At 68.8% G+C, this 16,249-nt stretch carries 10 protein-coding genes and 1 pseudogene; 1 reads left to right on the plus strand and 10 read right to left on the minus strand.

Annotated features, from left to right (window positions below; all coding sequences use genetic code 11):
* Positions 1-55: 55 nt before the first annotated feature.
* The 10 genes and pseudogenes from KL788_RS04025 to KL788_RS04065 form a co-directional block, all read right to left on the minus strand.
* Positions 56-370, minus strand: coding sequence for an FHA domain-containing protein (locus KL788_RS04025; RefSeq protein ID WP_293168728.1), 315 nt, complete (start codon positions 368-370; stop codon positions 56-58).
* Positions 371-739: 369 nt separating this feature from the next.
* Positions 740-805: pseudogene (locus tag KL788_RS14090) on the minus strand (zinc-ribbon domain-containing protein); the annotation flags it as partial.
* The gene (locus KL788_RS04030; protein ID WP_293168730.1) at positions 802-3,132 is read right to left on the minus strand and encodes a transglutaminase-like domain-containing protein; all 2,331 of its coding nucleotides are present in this window, start codon (positions 3,130-3,132) and stop codon (positions 802-804) included. The pseudogene KL788_RS14090 and the gene KL788_RS04030, both read right to left, overlap by 4 nt.
* Complete coding sequence (locus KL788_RS04035; protein ID WP_293168732.1) at positions 3,132-4,529, minus strand: DUF58 domain-containing protein; 1,398 nt, start codon at positions 4,527-4,529, stop codon at positions 3,132-3,134. The genes KL788_RS04030 and KL788_RS04035 overlap by 1 nt, the downstream gene beginning before the upstream one ends.
* On the minus strand, positions 4,526-5,494 hold the full coding sequence (locus tag KL788_RS04040) for an AAA family ATPase (protein WP_293168734.1): 969 nt from the start codon (positions 5,492-5,494) through the stop codon (positions 4,526-4,528). The genes KL788_RS04035 and KL788_RS04040 overlap by 4 nt, the downstream gene beginning before the upstream one ends.
* Entirely contained in the window at positions 5,491-11,406 is a 5,916-nt protein-coding gene (locus tag KL788_RS04045) for an Ig-like domain-containing protein (RefSeq protein ID WP_293168736.1), read from the minus strand. Before KL788_RS04045 ends, KL788_RS04040 begins: the two co-directional genes overlap by 4 nt.
* A 4-nt stretch (positions 11,407-11,410) precedes the next feature.
* Positions 11,411-12,817 (minus strand): serine/threonine-protein kinase, encoded by a 1,407-nt coding sequence (locus tag KL788_RS04050; RefSeq protein ID WP_293168738.1) that lies wholly within the window; start codon positions 12,815-12,817, stop codon positions 11,411-11,413.
* Positions 12,818-12,876: 59 nt separating this feature from the next.
* Positions 12,877-13,662 carry a PP2C family protein-serine/threonine phosphatase gene (locus tag KL788_RS04055; RefSeq protein WP_293168740.1) on the minus strand — a complete coding sequence of 262 codons (786 nt, stop codon included), beginning with the start codon at positions 13,660-13,662 and terminating at the stop codon, positions 12,877-12,879.
* Positions 13,663-13,711: 49 nt separating this feature from the next.
* On the minus strand, positions 13,712-14,182 hold the full coding sequence (locus tag KL788_RS04060) for an FHA domain-containing protein (protein WP_293168742.1): 471 nt from the start codon (positions 14,180-14,182) through the stop codon (positions 13,712-13,714).
* A 27-nt stretch (positions 14,183-14,209) separates the two neighbouring features.
* Entirely contained in the window at positions 14,210-15,646 is a 1,437-nt protein-coding gene (locus KL788_RS04065) for a gamma-aminobutyraldehyde dehydrogenase (protein ID WP_293168744.1), read from the minus strand.
* A 123-nt stretch (positions 15,647-15,769) separates the two neighbouring features.
* On the opposite strand from KL788_RS04065, the gene KL788_RS04070 reads away from it, so the two are divergent.
* The gene (locus KL788_RS04070; RefSeq protein WP_293168745.1) at positions 15,770-16,237 is read left to right on the plus strand and encodes an Lrp/AsnC family transcriptional regulator; all 468 of its coding nucleotides are present in this window, start codon (positions 15,770-15,772) and stop codon (positions 16,235-16,237) included.
* The last annotated feature ends 12 nt before the right edge of the window (positions 16,238-16,249 follow it).

Here is a 16,249-nt window from a genome sequence, read left to right on the forward strand (position 1 = left end):
GTGGGCGGCCGGTTTCGTGCCGGAGTCAGCGGTGATGGACGGTGGGGAGGAGCCGCTAACTGAGCAGCAGGTACTGATCGCCCAGGTCGACCCGGGTTCCGCGCTCGACCGGATACCGCCGGCCCGGCACGCACGGCAGGGGCTCGGCGCCCGGTTCTCGGATCACCGTGCCGTTGCCGGAGTGCCGATCGCTGATCCAGAACACGCCGTCGTTATGGCCGAACTCGAGGTGCGTCTTGGAGACGGAGCGCCCGGGGTCGACGATAGTCACCACGTGATCGACCACTTCGCCCGGCTCGGGTCGAGGGTTGCGTCCGGCGAGCCCCGACCCGATCACGGTGTAGCTCTCGCCCGTGCTGAACTGCAGCACGAACCGCTCGCCTTCGCCGGCGGGTGGAGCGGCGATGGCACTCTCAGCGGCAAGCCGCTGGCCGCATCCGGCGCAGAATCGATCGTCTGATTCTGCGGGCGTGCCGCACGCGGTGCACGCTACTGCCGGTGACGGGGGCGGCTCGGGCTCGGGCTCCGGTGTGGGCTCCGGCTCAGGCTCAGACTCAGACTCAGGTTCCGGCTCAGGCTCAGACTCAGACTCAGACTCAGACTCAGACTCAGACTCAGACTCCGGCTCCGGCTCCGGCTCCGGCGCGGGCTCCGCGACAGGCTCAAACTCGATGCGCGCGTTGACCGGCGCTTCCGGCCTTCCGTCGACCGGGGGCACGACTGATCGCGCCGATACTGATCGCCCGCACTCGCCGCAGAACATCGCGATGGGCGGCAGATCGGCACCGCAGTGCTGGCAGTTCATGCCCTCCGGCCCCCCGTCGACGCTGGCATCGCCCCAGAATACCGACGCAGCGACGCGGGCGAGATCGCGGCCCGCCACCGGTCGCGTCGCGAGCGGCCATCGGCGAGGGATGCCCGCACGGCGTCAGCCGCGACCCACACGGTGTCGGCCTCAGAGCTCGTGGGCTCTTCGGGCGCGTACACCGCGCGGTCTGCGACGCGTGCGAGCACGAGCGCCTGTGGTCGATCGAGCACGGTCGCCAGTTCTGATCGGGTCGCCGCCCGCGGCAGCTCGACTCCGAAGTCTCGTGCCTCGTCGATCAGCTCGCGCCACCCGCCCAAGATGCGCGCGGTGGGGTCTGCTGCGGTGCGGCGACGTCGGCGGCGCCGCAGCTTGGCCGCCACGACTCCGAGCATCGGCGACGCGATGAGTCCGGCGACGAGCAGCACCCAGCCGAGCACGGAGACGACAGTCAGCACGGCCTGCCAGAACGGGTCGATCGCGGGATCATCGGCCTGCTCGATCTCGGGCGGCGCGAGCTCGTCGAGGGCCGGCGGGTCATCGACGGGCGGCTGCGGTGCGTTCTGGGGCCGCGAGACGGGAGTCGGGTCATCCGGCTCGATCGGTGGCAGTTCACGTCGATCAGGAACGACGTCGACAGGCACCCACCCCGACGACCCGGTCGAGATCTCGACCCACGCCGTGCGCTCGCCCTCGAGCACCGTGACCTCTGCTCCGCCATCGATTGGCCCGAATCCGAGCACGACGCGCGAGGGGAATCCGAGCTCGCGGGCGATGAGGGCGGCGGCCGCGGCGTATTGCTCGGCATCACCGATCATCGGTCGTTGAGTGAAGAGCTCATCGAGGCGCTCGATCGAATGGCCCGAGCGGCTCGGCGCCTCGTCGTCGGCCACGCCGTGGCTGAGGTAGCCATCGCGCTGCAGAGCGGCGACTGCGCGCTGCAGTCGAGCACCCGCAGCCTGGTCGACGGGGGCGACGGCGTCGAGCCATTCGCGCAGCGATTCCGGAACCGCAATGATGCCGGGCACCTCGGCGTCACCCGGCACAGCCGTCGAGAGCGTCGCGGGCGCGCGCTCGGTCACGACCGACTCGAGGGTGTACTCGAGACCGGCGTCGGCGCCGCCCACGAGCGCGGCCGAGCCCGTCACGGCGTTGAACACGAATTGGTCGCGCACGTCGGCGGCCTCGTCGCCCGCGAACTCGATCGCGCCGAATTCGCCGATGATCGGAAGCCAGACGCCGGTCGCCCGTTCGAGTCGAAGAGTGATCTGCACCCGTTCTCCGTCGATGCCAGTGAGGTCGCGCTGCGTCGGAATGCGCACGAACCGGCCAGACTCGCTGTCGACGCTGTCGCTCCCCACCGCGAACACGACCCCGTCGTAGCTGTCGAGCACGGCCAGGCGAACGCGACTGCCCGCCGGAGCCCCCGCAATGGTCAACGCTGGCGCCCCCACGACCTCCTCGGCGAACGAGGCGCGATAGGCGGCGAGCGGGCTGGGCTGCTCGAGCGGATCGAAGGGTCGCTCCACGACCGTGCGCAACACCGTGCGCTCCCCCGCCGGCGGCAGCATCGCGACCGCCCCCGCGCCCGCGCCGCCGGCGACGAGCACGAGGGCAAGGGCGGTGGCGATCGCTCGAGTACCAGCCCATCGCGAATCGGCAGCGGAGGCCGCCGCGCCGAGTAAGGCGCGACGCCGATGCCGTCTCCAGACCGCCATCCACAGCAGCAGCACCGCTGCCAGCGAGATCGCGGTCGAGATCGGCAGCTCGACTCGCTCGGGGCCGAGCCCGATCGCCAGCGGCAGCGCTGCCAGCGGCACGGCTGCGGCGAGCTCGCCCACCTCGGTGCGCAGCGCGATCGAGAGGGTCAGCAGTGGCCCGATTAACAGGATGACGAGAGCGGGGACCAGCAGCGCCTGATAGTTGCCGACCGGCAGGTCAATCGTGACGAGTTGACGCCAGCCGAGGGCGACCCCGGCGACGAGGTCGAGCAGGCCCTGCGGCTCGGGAAGCACGCCGTACACGGTGCGCGACGGCACGGCGAGCGGAACACCGACCACGACGAAGGCTGCGCTGGCGGCAAGGATCACGCCCCACGCCGGCCAGTGCCCGAGCGTCGACACTAGACCGAGGGTCGTCGCGATGACGATGGCGACGACCGCGAGAATGACGAAGGACGGGTCGCGATAGATCGGCCAGAGCACCGCCGCGATGAGGCTCCACGCCGCGATCGTGAAGACGGTCGCCGAGACGAGCACCGAGGTGCGCGGGGTCGGACGACGCGTCGCCGGTCTCGACGCGGCGCGATGGGGTGCGGATGCTCGCATCAGGAATCGCCGCCCCGCATCGCATGACGAAGGTCGGTGAGCGAGCCGATCGTGACGACCGAGAAAGAGCCGAGTCGGCGCCGCCCGGGCACGCGCTCCGGGTCGCACTGCAGCACGACGACCGCGACGGCCGGCGGAAAGCCCGCGGCGGCCGTGCGCAGCCTCGCGGCGGTCACGGTCGAACCCACGACGAGGAAAGCCACCGAGACGCCTCTCGTACCCTCACCGGCGAGCCGCGCCACATCGAGGATTCCCAGTGCCGCAGGGCCGTGCTCGACGAGCGCCAGCTCGTCGAGCAATCGAGTGGGCGTCAGGGTCGACAGCGGTCGCAGCGCGACCACGGCGCGCTTCGCGAAGTCGGGCGTGACGGCGCTCACGACGACCGACACCTCGCGAGCATCCCGAATCGCCCGAGCACCGAGGCTCGCGGTGACACTCACGGCGAGCTCGAACTCCGCGTCAGACCCGAAATCGATGCTCGCGATGCTCTGTGCGACCACGAGGTGACTGCGTCGAGTCTCTTCGAACTGGCGCACCATGAGGGCACCCGTCTTCGCCGTCGACTTCCAGTGGATGTGGCGGCGGTCGTCACCAGGCACGTACTCGCGCAAGGCGTGGAAGGCCAGATCGCTCGGCGTCAGATCACGCGTCGGCTGGCCCTCGAGGTCGCGCACGAGGCCGCTCGAGGTCGACGGGATGTCGATTGTTCGCGGGTGCACGATGATCTCGAGCGGGTCGGTCCAGATCAGCTCACGGCGCACGAGGCCGATCGGATCGGCTCGCAGAGTTCGCACCGGCCCGAGGGCCAAGCGGCCGCGCCGCTGAGTGGGCACTGCCAGCTCGCGCTCGACCACGTGACCGGGCGCGAGACCGTGAATGCTCACGGGCACGATGACGGTGCCGACGGGCACGTCGATCACCTGGGCGAACGAGCGTCGACCCGTCGGGTTCGTCACCCTCAGCACGGCCGACGCTTCATCGCCGACCGCGACCCGGCTGGGCGGCGGGCTCAGCTCGATCGCCAGCCGCACCCGGCCGACGAGGTAAAGCGCAGCGACGACCGCGAGCGTCGCCCCGATGGTTCCGAGCACGATGAGCTCGACCCAGCCCCAGGCGTACCCCGCGAGAAGCATGAGCGGAATGAGCACCGCGACCGTCCAGCCGAGTGGTGTGATGACCGACGAGGCAGCGCGCACGGCCGATGCGAGTGCCGCTCGCACCGTGCGCAGGGCGCGTACGACGACGACGACGAGATCAGCCACGACCCCCGTGCGCTCGCCCACGATGCGCGTGCGTGCCGTCGTGACCGTCGAGGCGAGCGTCGACTCGTCGGGCGCGCGACGATGCCGCTCGCCCGACGTCGTGCGAGGAGAGCGGTCAGATACCGGGGTCGTCACACGGCGACCCGATCGCTCGGCGGCGGCGTCTCGACGAGCACCTGGGCGATGACCGCACCGGAGGTCACGCCGTCGAACTCCGACTCGGGGTCGAGCCCGAGGCGGTGCGCGAGCACGGGCTCGGCGAGCGCCTTCACGTCGTCGGGAACCACGTAGTGGCGGCCGTTGATGGCCGCGAACGTCTTGGAGCAGCGGATGAGCGCCAGCGCCCCGCGCACGCTCGCCCCGAGGCGCACATCAGCGTTCGTGCGCGTGGCCTCGACCAGTCGAGCGACATAATCGGTGATCACGGGGTCGACGTGAACGGTGCGCGCGACGGCAATCATGTCGCGCACGGCATCGAGGCCGACGACCGGCTCGACGACCTCGGCCCGCGGTCCGCCCGCGCCGTCGAGAATGCGCACGGTGGCCGCATGGTCGGGGTAGCCGATCGCGGTCTTCATGAGGAATCGGTCGAGCTGAGCCTCAGGCAATCGGTAGGTGCCCGCCTGCTCGATCGGGTTCTGCGTCGCGATGACGAGGAACGGAGCCTCGACAGGATGCGTGACGCCGTCGATCGTGACGTGTCCCTCCTCCATGACCTCGAGCAGGGCCGACTGCGTCTTGGGGCTCGCCCGGTTGATCTCGTCGGCGAGCACGATCGTGGCGAAGACGGGTCCGGGGTGAAACTCGAACTCGCCCGTGCGCTGGTCGTAGACCGTCATGCCCGTGATGTCGCCGGGCAGCAGATCCGGCGTGAACTGCACGCGCGTCGTCGTGCCCCGGATGCTCTGCGCGAGTGCGCGCGCCATCGACGTCTTGCCCGTTCCCGGCACGTCTTCGAGCAGCAGGTGCCCTTCGCTCAGCAGGGCCGTGAGGCCGAGCCTGATCACGTACTCCTTACCCAGCACGACCCGCTCGACGTTCGAGACGATGCGGTCGACGACTTCGGCGAACCAGGTCGCCTGCTCGGGGGTCATGGTCATGGTCGATACTCCCGTGTGTAGGTGAGTGAGCCGACGGTCACGGTGATGACCAGTCGGGGATCGTCGGGTGGGTCTGCTGCGATGGTGCACGGCGACGTGGCGGGATCCCCTTGCACGATGCCGCCGAGGCACTCGTAGCCGACGCTCGAGTAGGCGCCAGCATCCATCGGGGTCCAGGCGATCTCGACGATGCGGTCGTCGGGGGGTCCGCCGCTCTCGGTGATCGTCACGGAGGGGTCAATGCGCACCGCGACGCCGACTGCGATCGCCGACGACCAGGCACCGCACAGCAGCTCTTCGTACTGCCGGCAGCCGCGCACCTCGACGGCGAGATCGCGCCCGTACTGCAGCCCGCCGGCTGTGAGCAGAATCGGCAGCGCCGTGGGTGCCGAGACGTCACCGATCGGCGCGAGCGAGACCGCATCCACCAACTGGTACTGCACGACATCGACCGGGTCTCCGCCCGCGGTCGAGACGCCCGTCAGCCTGAAGTCCCATCGACCCGTGTCGACTGCCTCGGGGCCGGTGGTGGTGATGCCCGAAACAGCGGTCGGCCGTGGTCGAGGCGTCGCCGTGACCTCGGCGCTCGCGGTGCAGCCCTGGCCGTTGTAGGCGTAAACCACGACGCGATAGGTGGTGTCGACCGCGAGTCCGTCGACCACCGTCGACGTCGACGTCGGTGCGAACTGAGTAACGCCGGAGGGCGGAGAGTGCGTGGGCTCCCCCGACTCGACGCCCGTCACCGTGCAGGCAGGCGCTGTGCCGCTGCTGGAGATCCAGAGGTAGTACGCCGTGATCGACCGGCCGTTCGCGGCGAAGGCACCGTTCCACGAGACGCTCACCGAGTTGTCGCCCGAGCCCGACTCCGTGGTCGATCCGACCGCGCTTGGCGCCGTGAGGGCCAACGGTGCTCCCGCGGGCACCCCTGAGGTGGTGGCGGCGTTCCAACTCGTCAGGGGTTCGAATGAGTCGTTGCGCGCACTGACCGATACCGAGTACGACGTACCGTTGGCGAGCGCCCCGGCATCCACGACATTGAGCCAATAGACGGTCCCGATTGCATCATCGGCCGAGACGGTGAGCGTGCGCGAGACGCTGCCGACCGTGATGCGATAGCTGCGAATGGGGCTCGCAGCACTGTCTTGGCCGGGCTTGCTCCAGCCAATGCGCAATCCGCCGTCGAGCGGCGAGACCCCGACGATCGTCGGGGCGGGGGGAACGAGGTCGCTCCAGACGGCCTCGGCGATCGCGGTGGGCGCCGACGGACCCTGCGCGTTGACGGCGATGACGCTCACCCGCACTCTGTTGTCTGGCCCGTTGCCCGGCGTGGGTACGCTGCACGGCGATGACGGGCACGACGTCGTGGTCGATGAACCGTCGCTCACTCGCGTCACGGTCGCGTCGAACCGCTCGATCGGGGCGTTGTTCGACGCGCCAGGCGACCACGCGATCGTCAGGCTGCGATTGGCATACGACTGCACGCGTAGCGACGTGACCGGGTCGGGCACATCTTGCACCGAGATGCGCACCGCGCCCCACACCAAGCGCTCCGGGTCTGCGGTCGCATCGGCCACCTGGTACTCGAGATTCGTGTCGATGGGGGCGGCTGTCTCGCTGATCGTCGCGAGCAGTGTTTGACCGTCGGCGCTCGGTACGATGCTGACCCCCGCCGGCAGGCTGCCCTGATCGAGGCCGCGCACGTCGACGACGCGCAGCGGCTGGCCGGGGAACGGGTTGGTGGCCTGGTCGTTGTCGAGCACCCTGATCGTCGTCGTCTCGCCGCGAGGCGCGATGATGGCGTCGGGGGCGGGTCGAGCGAGCGGGCGCGTCGAGGCGACGACCGAGACCTGGATGCGGCCCGCAGTGCCCTGCGCGGCGTCGTCTCGCACACCCAGGGTGACGCCCGTCGTCGAGCCGCGGGGCGTGCTCGGCGGCACCCTCACGAGCAGAGACTGCCCCGACAGTTCGACCTCGAGACCCGGCGTGGGGCCATCGATGATCGAATAGGCGAGCTCGTCGACGTCATCGGGGTACGGGTAGGCCGTGACACGCACGAGGTCGAGAAGCCGCTCTTGCCCGGGCTCAAGCTCGAGCGTGGCCCCGACGAGCGCGGGCGGCTGGTTCTCGCGAGGGGTCACGTCGATCGGCAGAACGATCGTCGCGACTCTGCCTTCCGGGTCATCTGCTGACTCGCCATCGGTCACCTCGAAAGTCAGCGAGGCCGGGCCGAAGTAGAGGTCGGCCGAGGTAAAGCGCAGAGTGTCGTCGTCGACGACGAGGCCGTCACCGTTCGACTGGGTGGCGCTCACGGTCGCCGAGTCGGTCAACCGCACCGACGCCCCCCCGACGGCGAGCACGTAGTCATTGATGTCGATGGTGACGGTCTCTTCACTGATCACCTCGACGCGCTCGGCGCGCCGGTCGAGCTGAGGTAGCGCGTCATCGGTACCCGGCACCCAGATGAACGCGGTCGAACGCACATCGGGATCAGCCGGGTGCACGACCTGGAAGGGGATGATCTGCCGTTGCTCGCCGACCGTGACGAGAACGCGCCGATCAGGCTGCACACTCGCCCCCGACTCGTAACCCGGCACGAGCTGCAGACCCAGGTCGGAGACATCGCCCTCGGCGAAGAAAACACGGGCGAGCACATCGACAGCGATCTCGTCGCGGTCGAGGATGTCGGTGAGCGAGAGCACAGTATCGCGTGCGACGGGTGCAGAGAGCGGGGCATCCGGGCCGACCGTGACTGTGACGAACGCTTGTGATGCACCCGCGAGCTCGTTCTCGATCGTGTAGACGAGCCCGTACTGCCCCGGCGTGCTCGGCGGCGTCACGCGCACGAACTGACCGTCGACCACCTCGGCAACGACGGCCTCGTCGTTGGCCTCGATACCCGTGACCGTCAACGCGGTGCCGTCAGGATCAGTGTCGTTCTCGAGCACGGGCACGAGCACCCTGAATCCCGGACGGATCAGCACCTGGTCGTCGTTCGCGACGGGGTTGCGCGCACCCTCGAGCCGGGGACTGATGCCGACCCGCACGAGGCCGGTCGACCGGGCACCGAGCGCGTCGACCACGGTGTAGCGGAACTCGTCGGTGCCCGCCGCGTAGCTGCCCGCCTGGTAGTCGATGAAGTCGAGGCCGGTCTCCACGACCGAGCCCTTCTGCGGGCTCGACTCCTGCCCGATCACCTGCACCGAGTCTCCATCGGGATCCATGCCGTCGACGGGAATCGCGATGCGCACGGTGTCTCCCGCGATCACCCGGGCGGTGACCGTGCGGGTAATGGGCGCCTGGTTGGTCGCCTCGTTGACCTCGCGCACGCTGATGCGCACCGTCGCCTGCGCACGCTCTTGCCCGAGCGGCCCGAGCACCTCGTACACGGCCGTGAAGTCTCCGGGCTGGTCGGGGGCGAGGTAGCGCAGACGGTCGCCCGCGACGAAGAGCAGACCCGAGTCTCCCGTAAGGCCCTGCACCAGCACAGGGTTGAGGGTGATCGGCTCGTCGTCAGGATGCTCGTCGTTCGCCAGCACCGGAATGCTCACCGCGTCACCGACGCGCACCGTGATCGTGTCGTCGATCGCAACGGGAGGCTGCAGGCGATCGGGGCGCGGAATCTCGATCACGGTGATCGTGCCCGTCGACTCGGCGAGCCCGTTGCTGATGCGGTACTCGACCGACTGCGGGCCAGTCAGCGGGCGGCCGAGTGAGATGCGCACATCGCGCTGATCGAGCACTTCTGCCCGCATGCCGCTCGCCGGAGAGATGCCGACAACGCCCGTGACGACGAGCACGCCACCGGCGGGGTCGATATCGGCGCTCGCGACGGCGATGGTCGCGCTGCTCAGCGTGCGAACGAAAAGCGTCTTCGGCACCGTGATCGGTGCCGAGCCCGCCTCAGGCGGCGCAGCGACGTCGACTCTGACGATGCCGGTCGCCGTCGTCGTTCCATCGGTCACCACGTACTCGAGGTAGTGCGTGCGCACCTCGAGGCTCGAGAAGCGGAACACTCCGCGATCGAGGCTCGGGGTGATCGTTGCACCGCTCTTCTCCGGCACGGCCGACAAGCGGACGGTGCCGTTGCCGCCCCGCACGTGCACGAGAGGTTCGATGCGCACTTCTTGACCGGCGTAGGCCAGCACGACGAACGGCTCGGCGATGATGGGCGTCTGGCCAGCAGGGCGCACTGTCACAGCGAGCTCACCGAGGCCGACGGCCGCGCCGTCGCTGACCGCGAGCACGACCGTGCGCAGCTCGCCGACTCCTCCGCTCTCGGCGAAGGTCACACGACCGTCGGGCCGGAAGGTGGCACGGTCGGGAGGCGCGACCGTGGCCTGCTCGAGATAGATGGGGTCTCCGTCGGGGTCGATCCAGTCGCCGAGCACCGCCGAGGTCGCCGTACTGCCCTGCGCGACCGTCGTCTTGCTGACCCTGGCCTGCACGGGCGGCGAGTTCTCGCCCGCGCTGCGCACCGTGACCGTCACGATCGCGGTGTCAGACCCGCCGCGGCCGTCGGTGATCGTGTACGCGAAGGCGATGCTTCCGGCCGCCGAGCTCTCCAGCGTGAGCTGCAGAAGTTGCCCGTCGGCGATGACATCGAGCCTGCCGACGCGCTCATCGAGTTGATCGACCTCGCTGATCACGAGCACGTCGCCATTCGGATCACTGTCGTTGAGCAGCACGGGCAGGGTGCTCGCGCGGCCCGGTCGAGCACCGAACTCATCATCGAGAGCCACGGGCGGCTGCTGCGTGCGCTCCAGCTCGGGTGGAGTGTCCAGCAGGTCGACCTGCTGTTCACGCTCATCTTCTTCATCGACGATGAGCTCGTCCCAGTTGTCGATCAAACGGCCGTCGTCCTGAACCGCCCATGCGGCTCCTGCGCCTCGATCGTTGAGCACGACGCGGTCATCGCGAACGACGTGCACGAGTTCGCCCGCCGCTGGCACCTGATCGAGCACGAGTTGCTGCACGGTCGAGCCGCACCGTCGCCACGCGAGGCCGTCGGTCCAGGCCGCGTACGAGCATCCGTCGACGGTGACCGGGGGTGCCGGGCTCCCCTGGCGATCGATGACGATCTCGTCGAGCGAACCGCTGTCAAGCGCGACCGACACGAGCCCTCCCCGGTGGGCAACAAGCAGCGCCTCCGCGTCGTCGCTGGGCTCGGCCAGCACGGGCGCCGCGCCGGGCGGAATGACCGTCGACAGGTCAATGACCCCTGCCTCGGTGTGCAGCAGCCGGGTCGCGACCTCGAGCACGGCCCAGCGCCCCTGCGCGATGCTGACCTGCACCTCGGCGGTCTGCGGCAGATCGATCGACCACGTCGCGTCGACGCGATCGGCGCGATCAGGTGCGACCCGGTAGACCTCGCCCAGACCCGGTGACACGGCGACGAGGCCCAGACGATCGGTCGTCGCGATCGCGCTGCGAGGCCCGAACTGGAACGCGGCCACGGTCGCCGGATCGAAAGACTCGAAGGCCGGCCGCGGCGTGACCCAGGTTTCTCCTGTGCCGGCGCTGTGCACCACGACCGAGGCCGCTGCGAGGGCAACCGTGGGCTCGTCCGGCGGCAGTGCCACAGACTCGACGACCTCGGATCGAGCCGCGTCGACCACCTCAGCCGTGGCGTTCGCCTCGTCGATGATGATCACATCAGTTCCCCGCTGCAGCACGCTGAGCCGCGACCCTTCACCCGGAATCACCGAATCGAGCATGCCGATCTGCACATTGGCTCTGCCGATTGCCTGGCGGTCTTCGTTGACCACCCACACCGCTCCATCGTTGAGATCGAGGCGCTGCGATTCGAACCCGGCCGAGATGATCGCGATCGTCGCGACGACCGTCGCCACAACGCCCGTGCTGACAGCGGTCAGAGCAACGGAGCGGTGGCGGGAGAACCAGCGGCGGATCATCCGCTCACTCCCCCACCGTCTCGGCGCACTTCTCGTCGCTCGGCTGACCCAGTCGGCCTTCGCGAACGACGCGCACGGTCACGCAGACTCGGTCGCCAGGATTCGCCGCCACCACGAACTCGCTGCTGCGCTGGAAAGCCTCGGAGCCGTCGGAGAGCTGCACCTGGTAGGTGTCTCCGACCGCGAGTCCCGGGTCGGACCACGAGAACACGATCGCCGAGCCGTCGAGCTGCGCGTCGACGTTGGCGACGCGCGGCAGCTCGCGGTCTCCTCCCTGGATCGCCAGCAGGGTCGCCGTCGCTCCGAGCGCGATGACACCGAGCGACACCAGCACGAGCACGGCGGCGATCAGTCTCGTTCGGCGTGCCGATGCGGTCGCCGCCGTGGGTGCCTCATCGGGAGTCTCGGCGAAGGGTGCGGCGATGGCGGCCGCGCTGCGACGTCGTCGACGACGATCGGCCGCCGACCCTGGCGCTCGCGGCGAGACGGCGCGCACGATCGTGCGGTCACCCGGGTCGCCGATGGTCGCGAGCGCCCAGTCGTCCATGGCGACATCGGCTTGAGTCGTGACAAGACCGAGCTCGGCCTCGACGCGCTGCAGGTCGCGCACCAACTCGAGCATCGACTGCTGCCGCTGCTCAGGATTGCGTTTCATCGAGCGCTTGAGCACGGCCTCGAGCGACGCCGGCACGTCGTCGCGGTCGATCGACGGCACGCGTGCGCGGGCGATGCGCCCGATGAGGTCGTCGGCTTTGTTCGAACCGTCGAGCACTTCGAAGGGCGAGCGGCCGGCCAACAGAGTGAACAGGGTCGCACCGAGAGACCACACCTCGCTCTGCACCGAGCCCGACGTGTCGTCGAGCAGCACTTCGGGCGCCGACCACGGAATCGACATGCCGACGCTGTCGGTCGAGCCGGCCGAGCCCAGGGTCGAGGCGATGCCGAAGTCGCTGAGTACCGGATGCCCGTAGGCGGTGGTGAGAATGTTCGACGGCTTGATGTCGCGGTGCAGAACTCCGCTGCGGTGGGCTGTCTCAATCGCGCTGCCGATCTGCACGCCGATGCGCAGCACGTCAGCGACCGGAATCTGCTCGGTACGGTACCTCGCGCCGAGCTTCGCCGAGCAGAGCTCCATGACGAGATAGGGGCGGCCGTCTGCCGAGATGCTCGCCTGATAGACCGTCAAGATGCCCGGGTGCGACGACAACTGCGCCATGAGGTTCGCCTCAACCTGGAACATCTGCCGCACCTGATCGGTCACGACGGCCGAGAGCAGCACTTTGACCGCCACCTGCCGCCGCGGCATGTTCTGCTCGTACAGGAAGACGTCGGCGAAGCCACCACTGCCCAGCAGGCGAACGTGACTGAATCCGGGCAGCACAGGAGGTTCCGACGGTCGGCGTTGCGCCATGGAATCCCCCCTTCCGCAGCGAGCCCGCAGCTATCTCCTCAGTGTAGAGAGTGGGCGGGTCAGGCGTCGGGAGCGTGCACCACGTCGACGACGATCACGGTGATGTTGTCGCGTCCGCCCTGCGCGAGCGCAGCATCCACCAGCGCGTTCGCCGTCTCTCGAGCGCTCAGCCTCGCGGCGAGGTGAAGACGCAGTCGCTCGAGCGGTACTTCTTTCGTGAGACCGTCAGAGCACAGCAGCAGGCGCATCCCCGACTGCAACGGCAAGAGAGTCATGTCGATCTCGGGCTCGATCGAGAACCCGACGGCGCGCGTGATGACGTTGGCCTCGGGATGGTTGTCGGCCTGATCGGCGTTCAACTGCCCAGCGTCGACCATCTCTTGCACGAGCGAGTGGTCGGTGGTCACTTGCGTGAGCTCGTTGCCGACGAACCTGTAGACGCGGGAGTCGCCGACGTTGAAGACCGTGAGCATCGCGCGGCCGTCGACAAGCGAGAGCGCAGCGCCGGTGACGGTGGTACCGATGCCGAGATCGGCTTCGTCGAGCTGATGGATATCCCAGGTCGCGAGGTTGAGCGCATCGACGATCGCGGCGGCCTCGATGAACTCGGTGTCGACAGAGGCCTGCAGGCGCCGCACGACGGCATCGCTCGCCCGGTCGCCGTGCGAGTGCCCGCCCATGCCATCGGCCACGGCGAAGAGCGGCACGTCGGCGAGGTAACTGTCTTCATTGGCCGTGCGGCGGTATCCCGTATGCGTCACGCCATGCCACGACAGCTCGATCGCCTCGCCGTGGTCGGGCATCGTCACGATGTGACGAACGCTGCTGCGGCCGAGGGCGGTCACGATGGGCTCCGAGTCTCTGGGCGAAGGGTGGGGTGCGGGGCGGGCGAGCTCAGCCGCTGGTCGGATCGCCCTCGCTCACGAAGTCGAGCTCGACCCCGTCTGCCAGCGCGATGACCGCGTCAGAGAGCACCGCGATCGACTCGCCGCGACGCAGGCGTCGTGATGCCCCCGAAGCCCAGTGTACGACCACGCCGTTGGTCGACCCGAGGTCGTGAACGACGAGTGTCTCGCCGACCTGCTCGACGCGCACGTGGCGTGCCGATACCTCGCCCCGATCGGCAGGGATGGCAACGCGCCGAGGCGCGGGGTGCTCGTCGATGCGGCTGAGGCTCGGGTTTCGGCCGATGTCGACCGGCCGGTCGAGCGCGACGACCGTCGAGGTACCCCGCACCCTCACCGACCACTGCACCGTCGGCTCGGGCCCTGACTCGCCACCGCCGGGCAACGGCCGCGCGATCGGAGGCGCCGGCTCGACGAGCCGAATGATGGTGTCGTCGAGATCGCCGCTCTCAGTCGCCACGATCGCTCCCCCCGCCGCGCAGCTGCGCTATCCGCCGATGTACGACATCACGTGCTTGACGCGCGTGTAATCTTCGAAGCCGTAGTGCGACAGGTCTTTGCCGTAGCCGGAGTGCTTGAAGCCGCCGTGCGGCATGTCGCTCACGAAGGGAATGTGCGTGTTGATCCACACGCAGCCGAAGTCGAGGTCGCGGCTGAACCGCATCGCGCGGCCGTGGTCGCTTGTCCACACCGAGGCGGCGAGGGCGTAACGCACTCCGTTCGCGAGCGCGAGCGCCTCTTCTTCGGTGCGGAAGGTCTGCACCGTGAGCACGGGCCCGAAGATCTCCTCCTGCACCGCCTCGTCGTCCTGCCGCATGCCCGTCACGATCGTCGCCGGCCAGAAATAGCCGACGTCTCCCTGTCGAGCGCCGCCCGTCACGATCTGCGCGTGCTCGGGCAGCCGGTCGACGATGCCGCTGACCCTCTCCAGCTGATGTGCGTTGTTCAGGGGGCCGTAGAGCATGCCATCCTCGCGCGGGCCGCCGGTGCGGCCATGACTGCGAGCGCGCTCGACGAGCGCCGCGACGAGCTCGTCGTGCACCGACTCGTGCACGATGACGCGGGTCGCCGCCGTGCAGTCTTGACCGCCGTTGAAGTAGGCGGCGAGCACGAGACCCTCGGCGACCTTCTGCGGGTCGGCATCGGCGAACACGAGCGCGGGCGCCTTGCCGCCGAGTTCGAGGTGCACGCGCTTCAGGTCGCTCGCGGCGGCTTTCGCGACCTCCATGCCCGCACGCACCGACCCGGTAATCGCCACCATCTGGGGTGTGGGGTGCTGCAGCAGAGCCGCGCCTGTGGTGCGATCACCGAGAACGACATTGAGAACGCCGGGGGGCAGGATGCCCGCCGCGAGCTCGGCGAGGCGCACCGTGGCGAGCGGTGTCGTGTCTGAGGGCTTGAGCACCACGGTATTGCCCGCCGCGATGGCCGGCGCGATCTTCCAGATGGCCATGTTGAGCGGATAGTTCCAGGGCGTCACCTGCCCGATGACGCCGATCGGCTCTCGCCGCACGAACGACGTGTGGTCGGCAAGGTACTCACCGGCCGAGCGGCCGTCGAGATCGCGTGCCGCTCCGGCGAAGAAGCGCAGTTGGTCGATCGACTGATCGATCTCGTCGGCGACGAGCGTCGCTCGCGGCTTGCCGGTATCTCGCGACTCGAGGTCGGCGAATTCTTCGGCATGGTCGGCCATGGCGTCGGCGAGGCGGAACAGTGCGAGCTGACGTTCGGCCGGAGTAGTGCGCCCCCATGAGCGAAACGCTGAGTCAGCAGCGGCGTAGGCGGCATCGATCTCGGCCGGTGTGCTGACCGGCGCGTGGGCATAGACCTGCTCAGTCGCGGGGTCGATCAGCTCGAGGTGGGTCTCGGCCGCGCTCGGCACGGCCTCGCCCCCGATCACGTTGTGCAGAGTGCGTACGGTCATGCCGACACAATAGCGCGGCATCCGGGCTCGTGAAGGAGACCTGGCGACGGATTTCGTCGTTCAAGACCCGCAATATCTGCGGAATCGCTTGTCAAGGCTGACGATCACTGACAGAATCACCTCATGGCCACCCGTTCCAAGCCCGTGCACCTCGATGACGTCTCGAAAGCGATCGTCGAGCAGTTGCAGACGGATGGCCGCCGTTCGTACGCCGAGATCGGCAAGGCCGTCGGCCTGAGCGAGGCTGCCGTGCGCCAGCGGGTGCAGAAGCTCACCGACGCCGGCGTCATGCAGGTCGTGGCCGTGACCGACCCGATGCAGCTCGGCTTCTATCGGCAGGCCATGATCGGAGTGCGCGTCGTCGGCGACACCGCCCATGTGGCCGAGAAGCTCAGCAACATTCGCGCCGTCGACTACGTCGTGCTCACCGCGGGAAGCTTCGACATTCTCGCCGAGGTCGTGTGCGAGAACGACGACGACCTGATCGATCTGCTCAACCATCAGATCCGCACTATCGAGGGCGTGCACTCGACCGAGACATTCGTCTATCTGCGCTTGCAGAAGCAGTTCTACAACTGGGGGACCCGATGAGCATTTTCCGCA

Origin of the sequence: Microcella sp. (assembly GCF_019739195.1) — a bacterium.
GTDB lineage: Bacteria > Actinomycetota > Actinomycetes > Actinomycetales > Microbacteriaceae > Microcella.

What these genes read in the sequence shown, in the direction of transcription:
- KL788_RS04030 (WP_293168730.1), bottom strand. Translation starts at nt 3,132, where the DNA reads ATGCGAGCATCCGCACCCCATCGCGCCGCGTCGAGACCGGCGACGCGT.
- KL788_RS04040 (WP_293168734.1), bottom strand. Translation starts at nt 5,494, where the DNA reads ATGACCATGACCCCCGAGCAGGCGACCTGGTTCGCCGAAGTCGTCGAC.
- KL788_RS04045 (WP_293168736.1), bottom strand. Translation starts at nt 11,406, where the DNA reads ATGATCCGCCGCTGGTTCTCCCGCCACCGCTCCGTTGCTCTGACCGCT.
- KL788_RS04050 (WP_293168738.1), bottom strand. Translation starts at nt 12,817, where the DNA reads ATGGCGCAACGCCGACCGTCGGAACCTCCTGTGCTGCCCGGATTCAGT.
- KL788_RS04065 (WP_293168744.1), bottom strand. Translation starts at nt 15,646, where the DNA reads ATGACCGTACGCACTCTGCACAACGTGATCGGGGGCGAGGCCGTGCCG.
- KL788_RS04070 (WP_293168745.1), top strand. Translation starts at nt 15,770, where the DNA reads ATGGCCACCCGTTCCAAGCCCGTGCACCTCGATGACGTCTCGAAAGCG.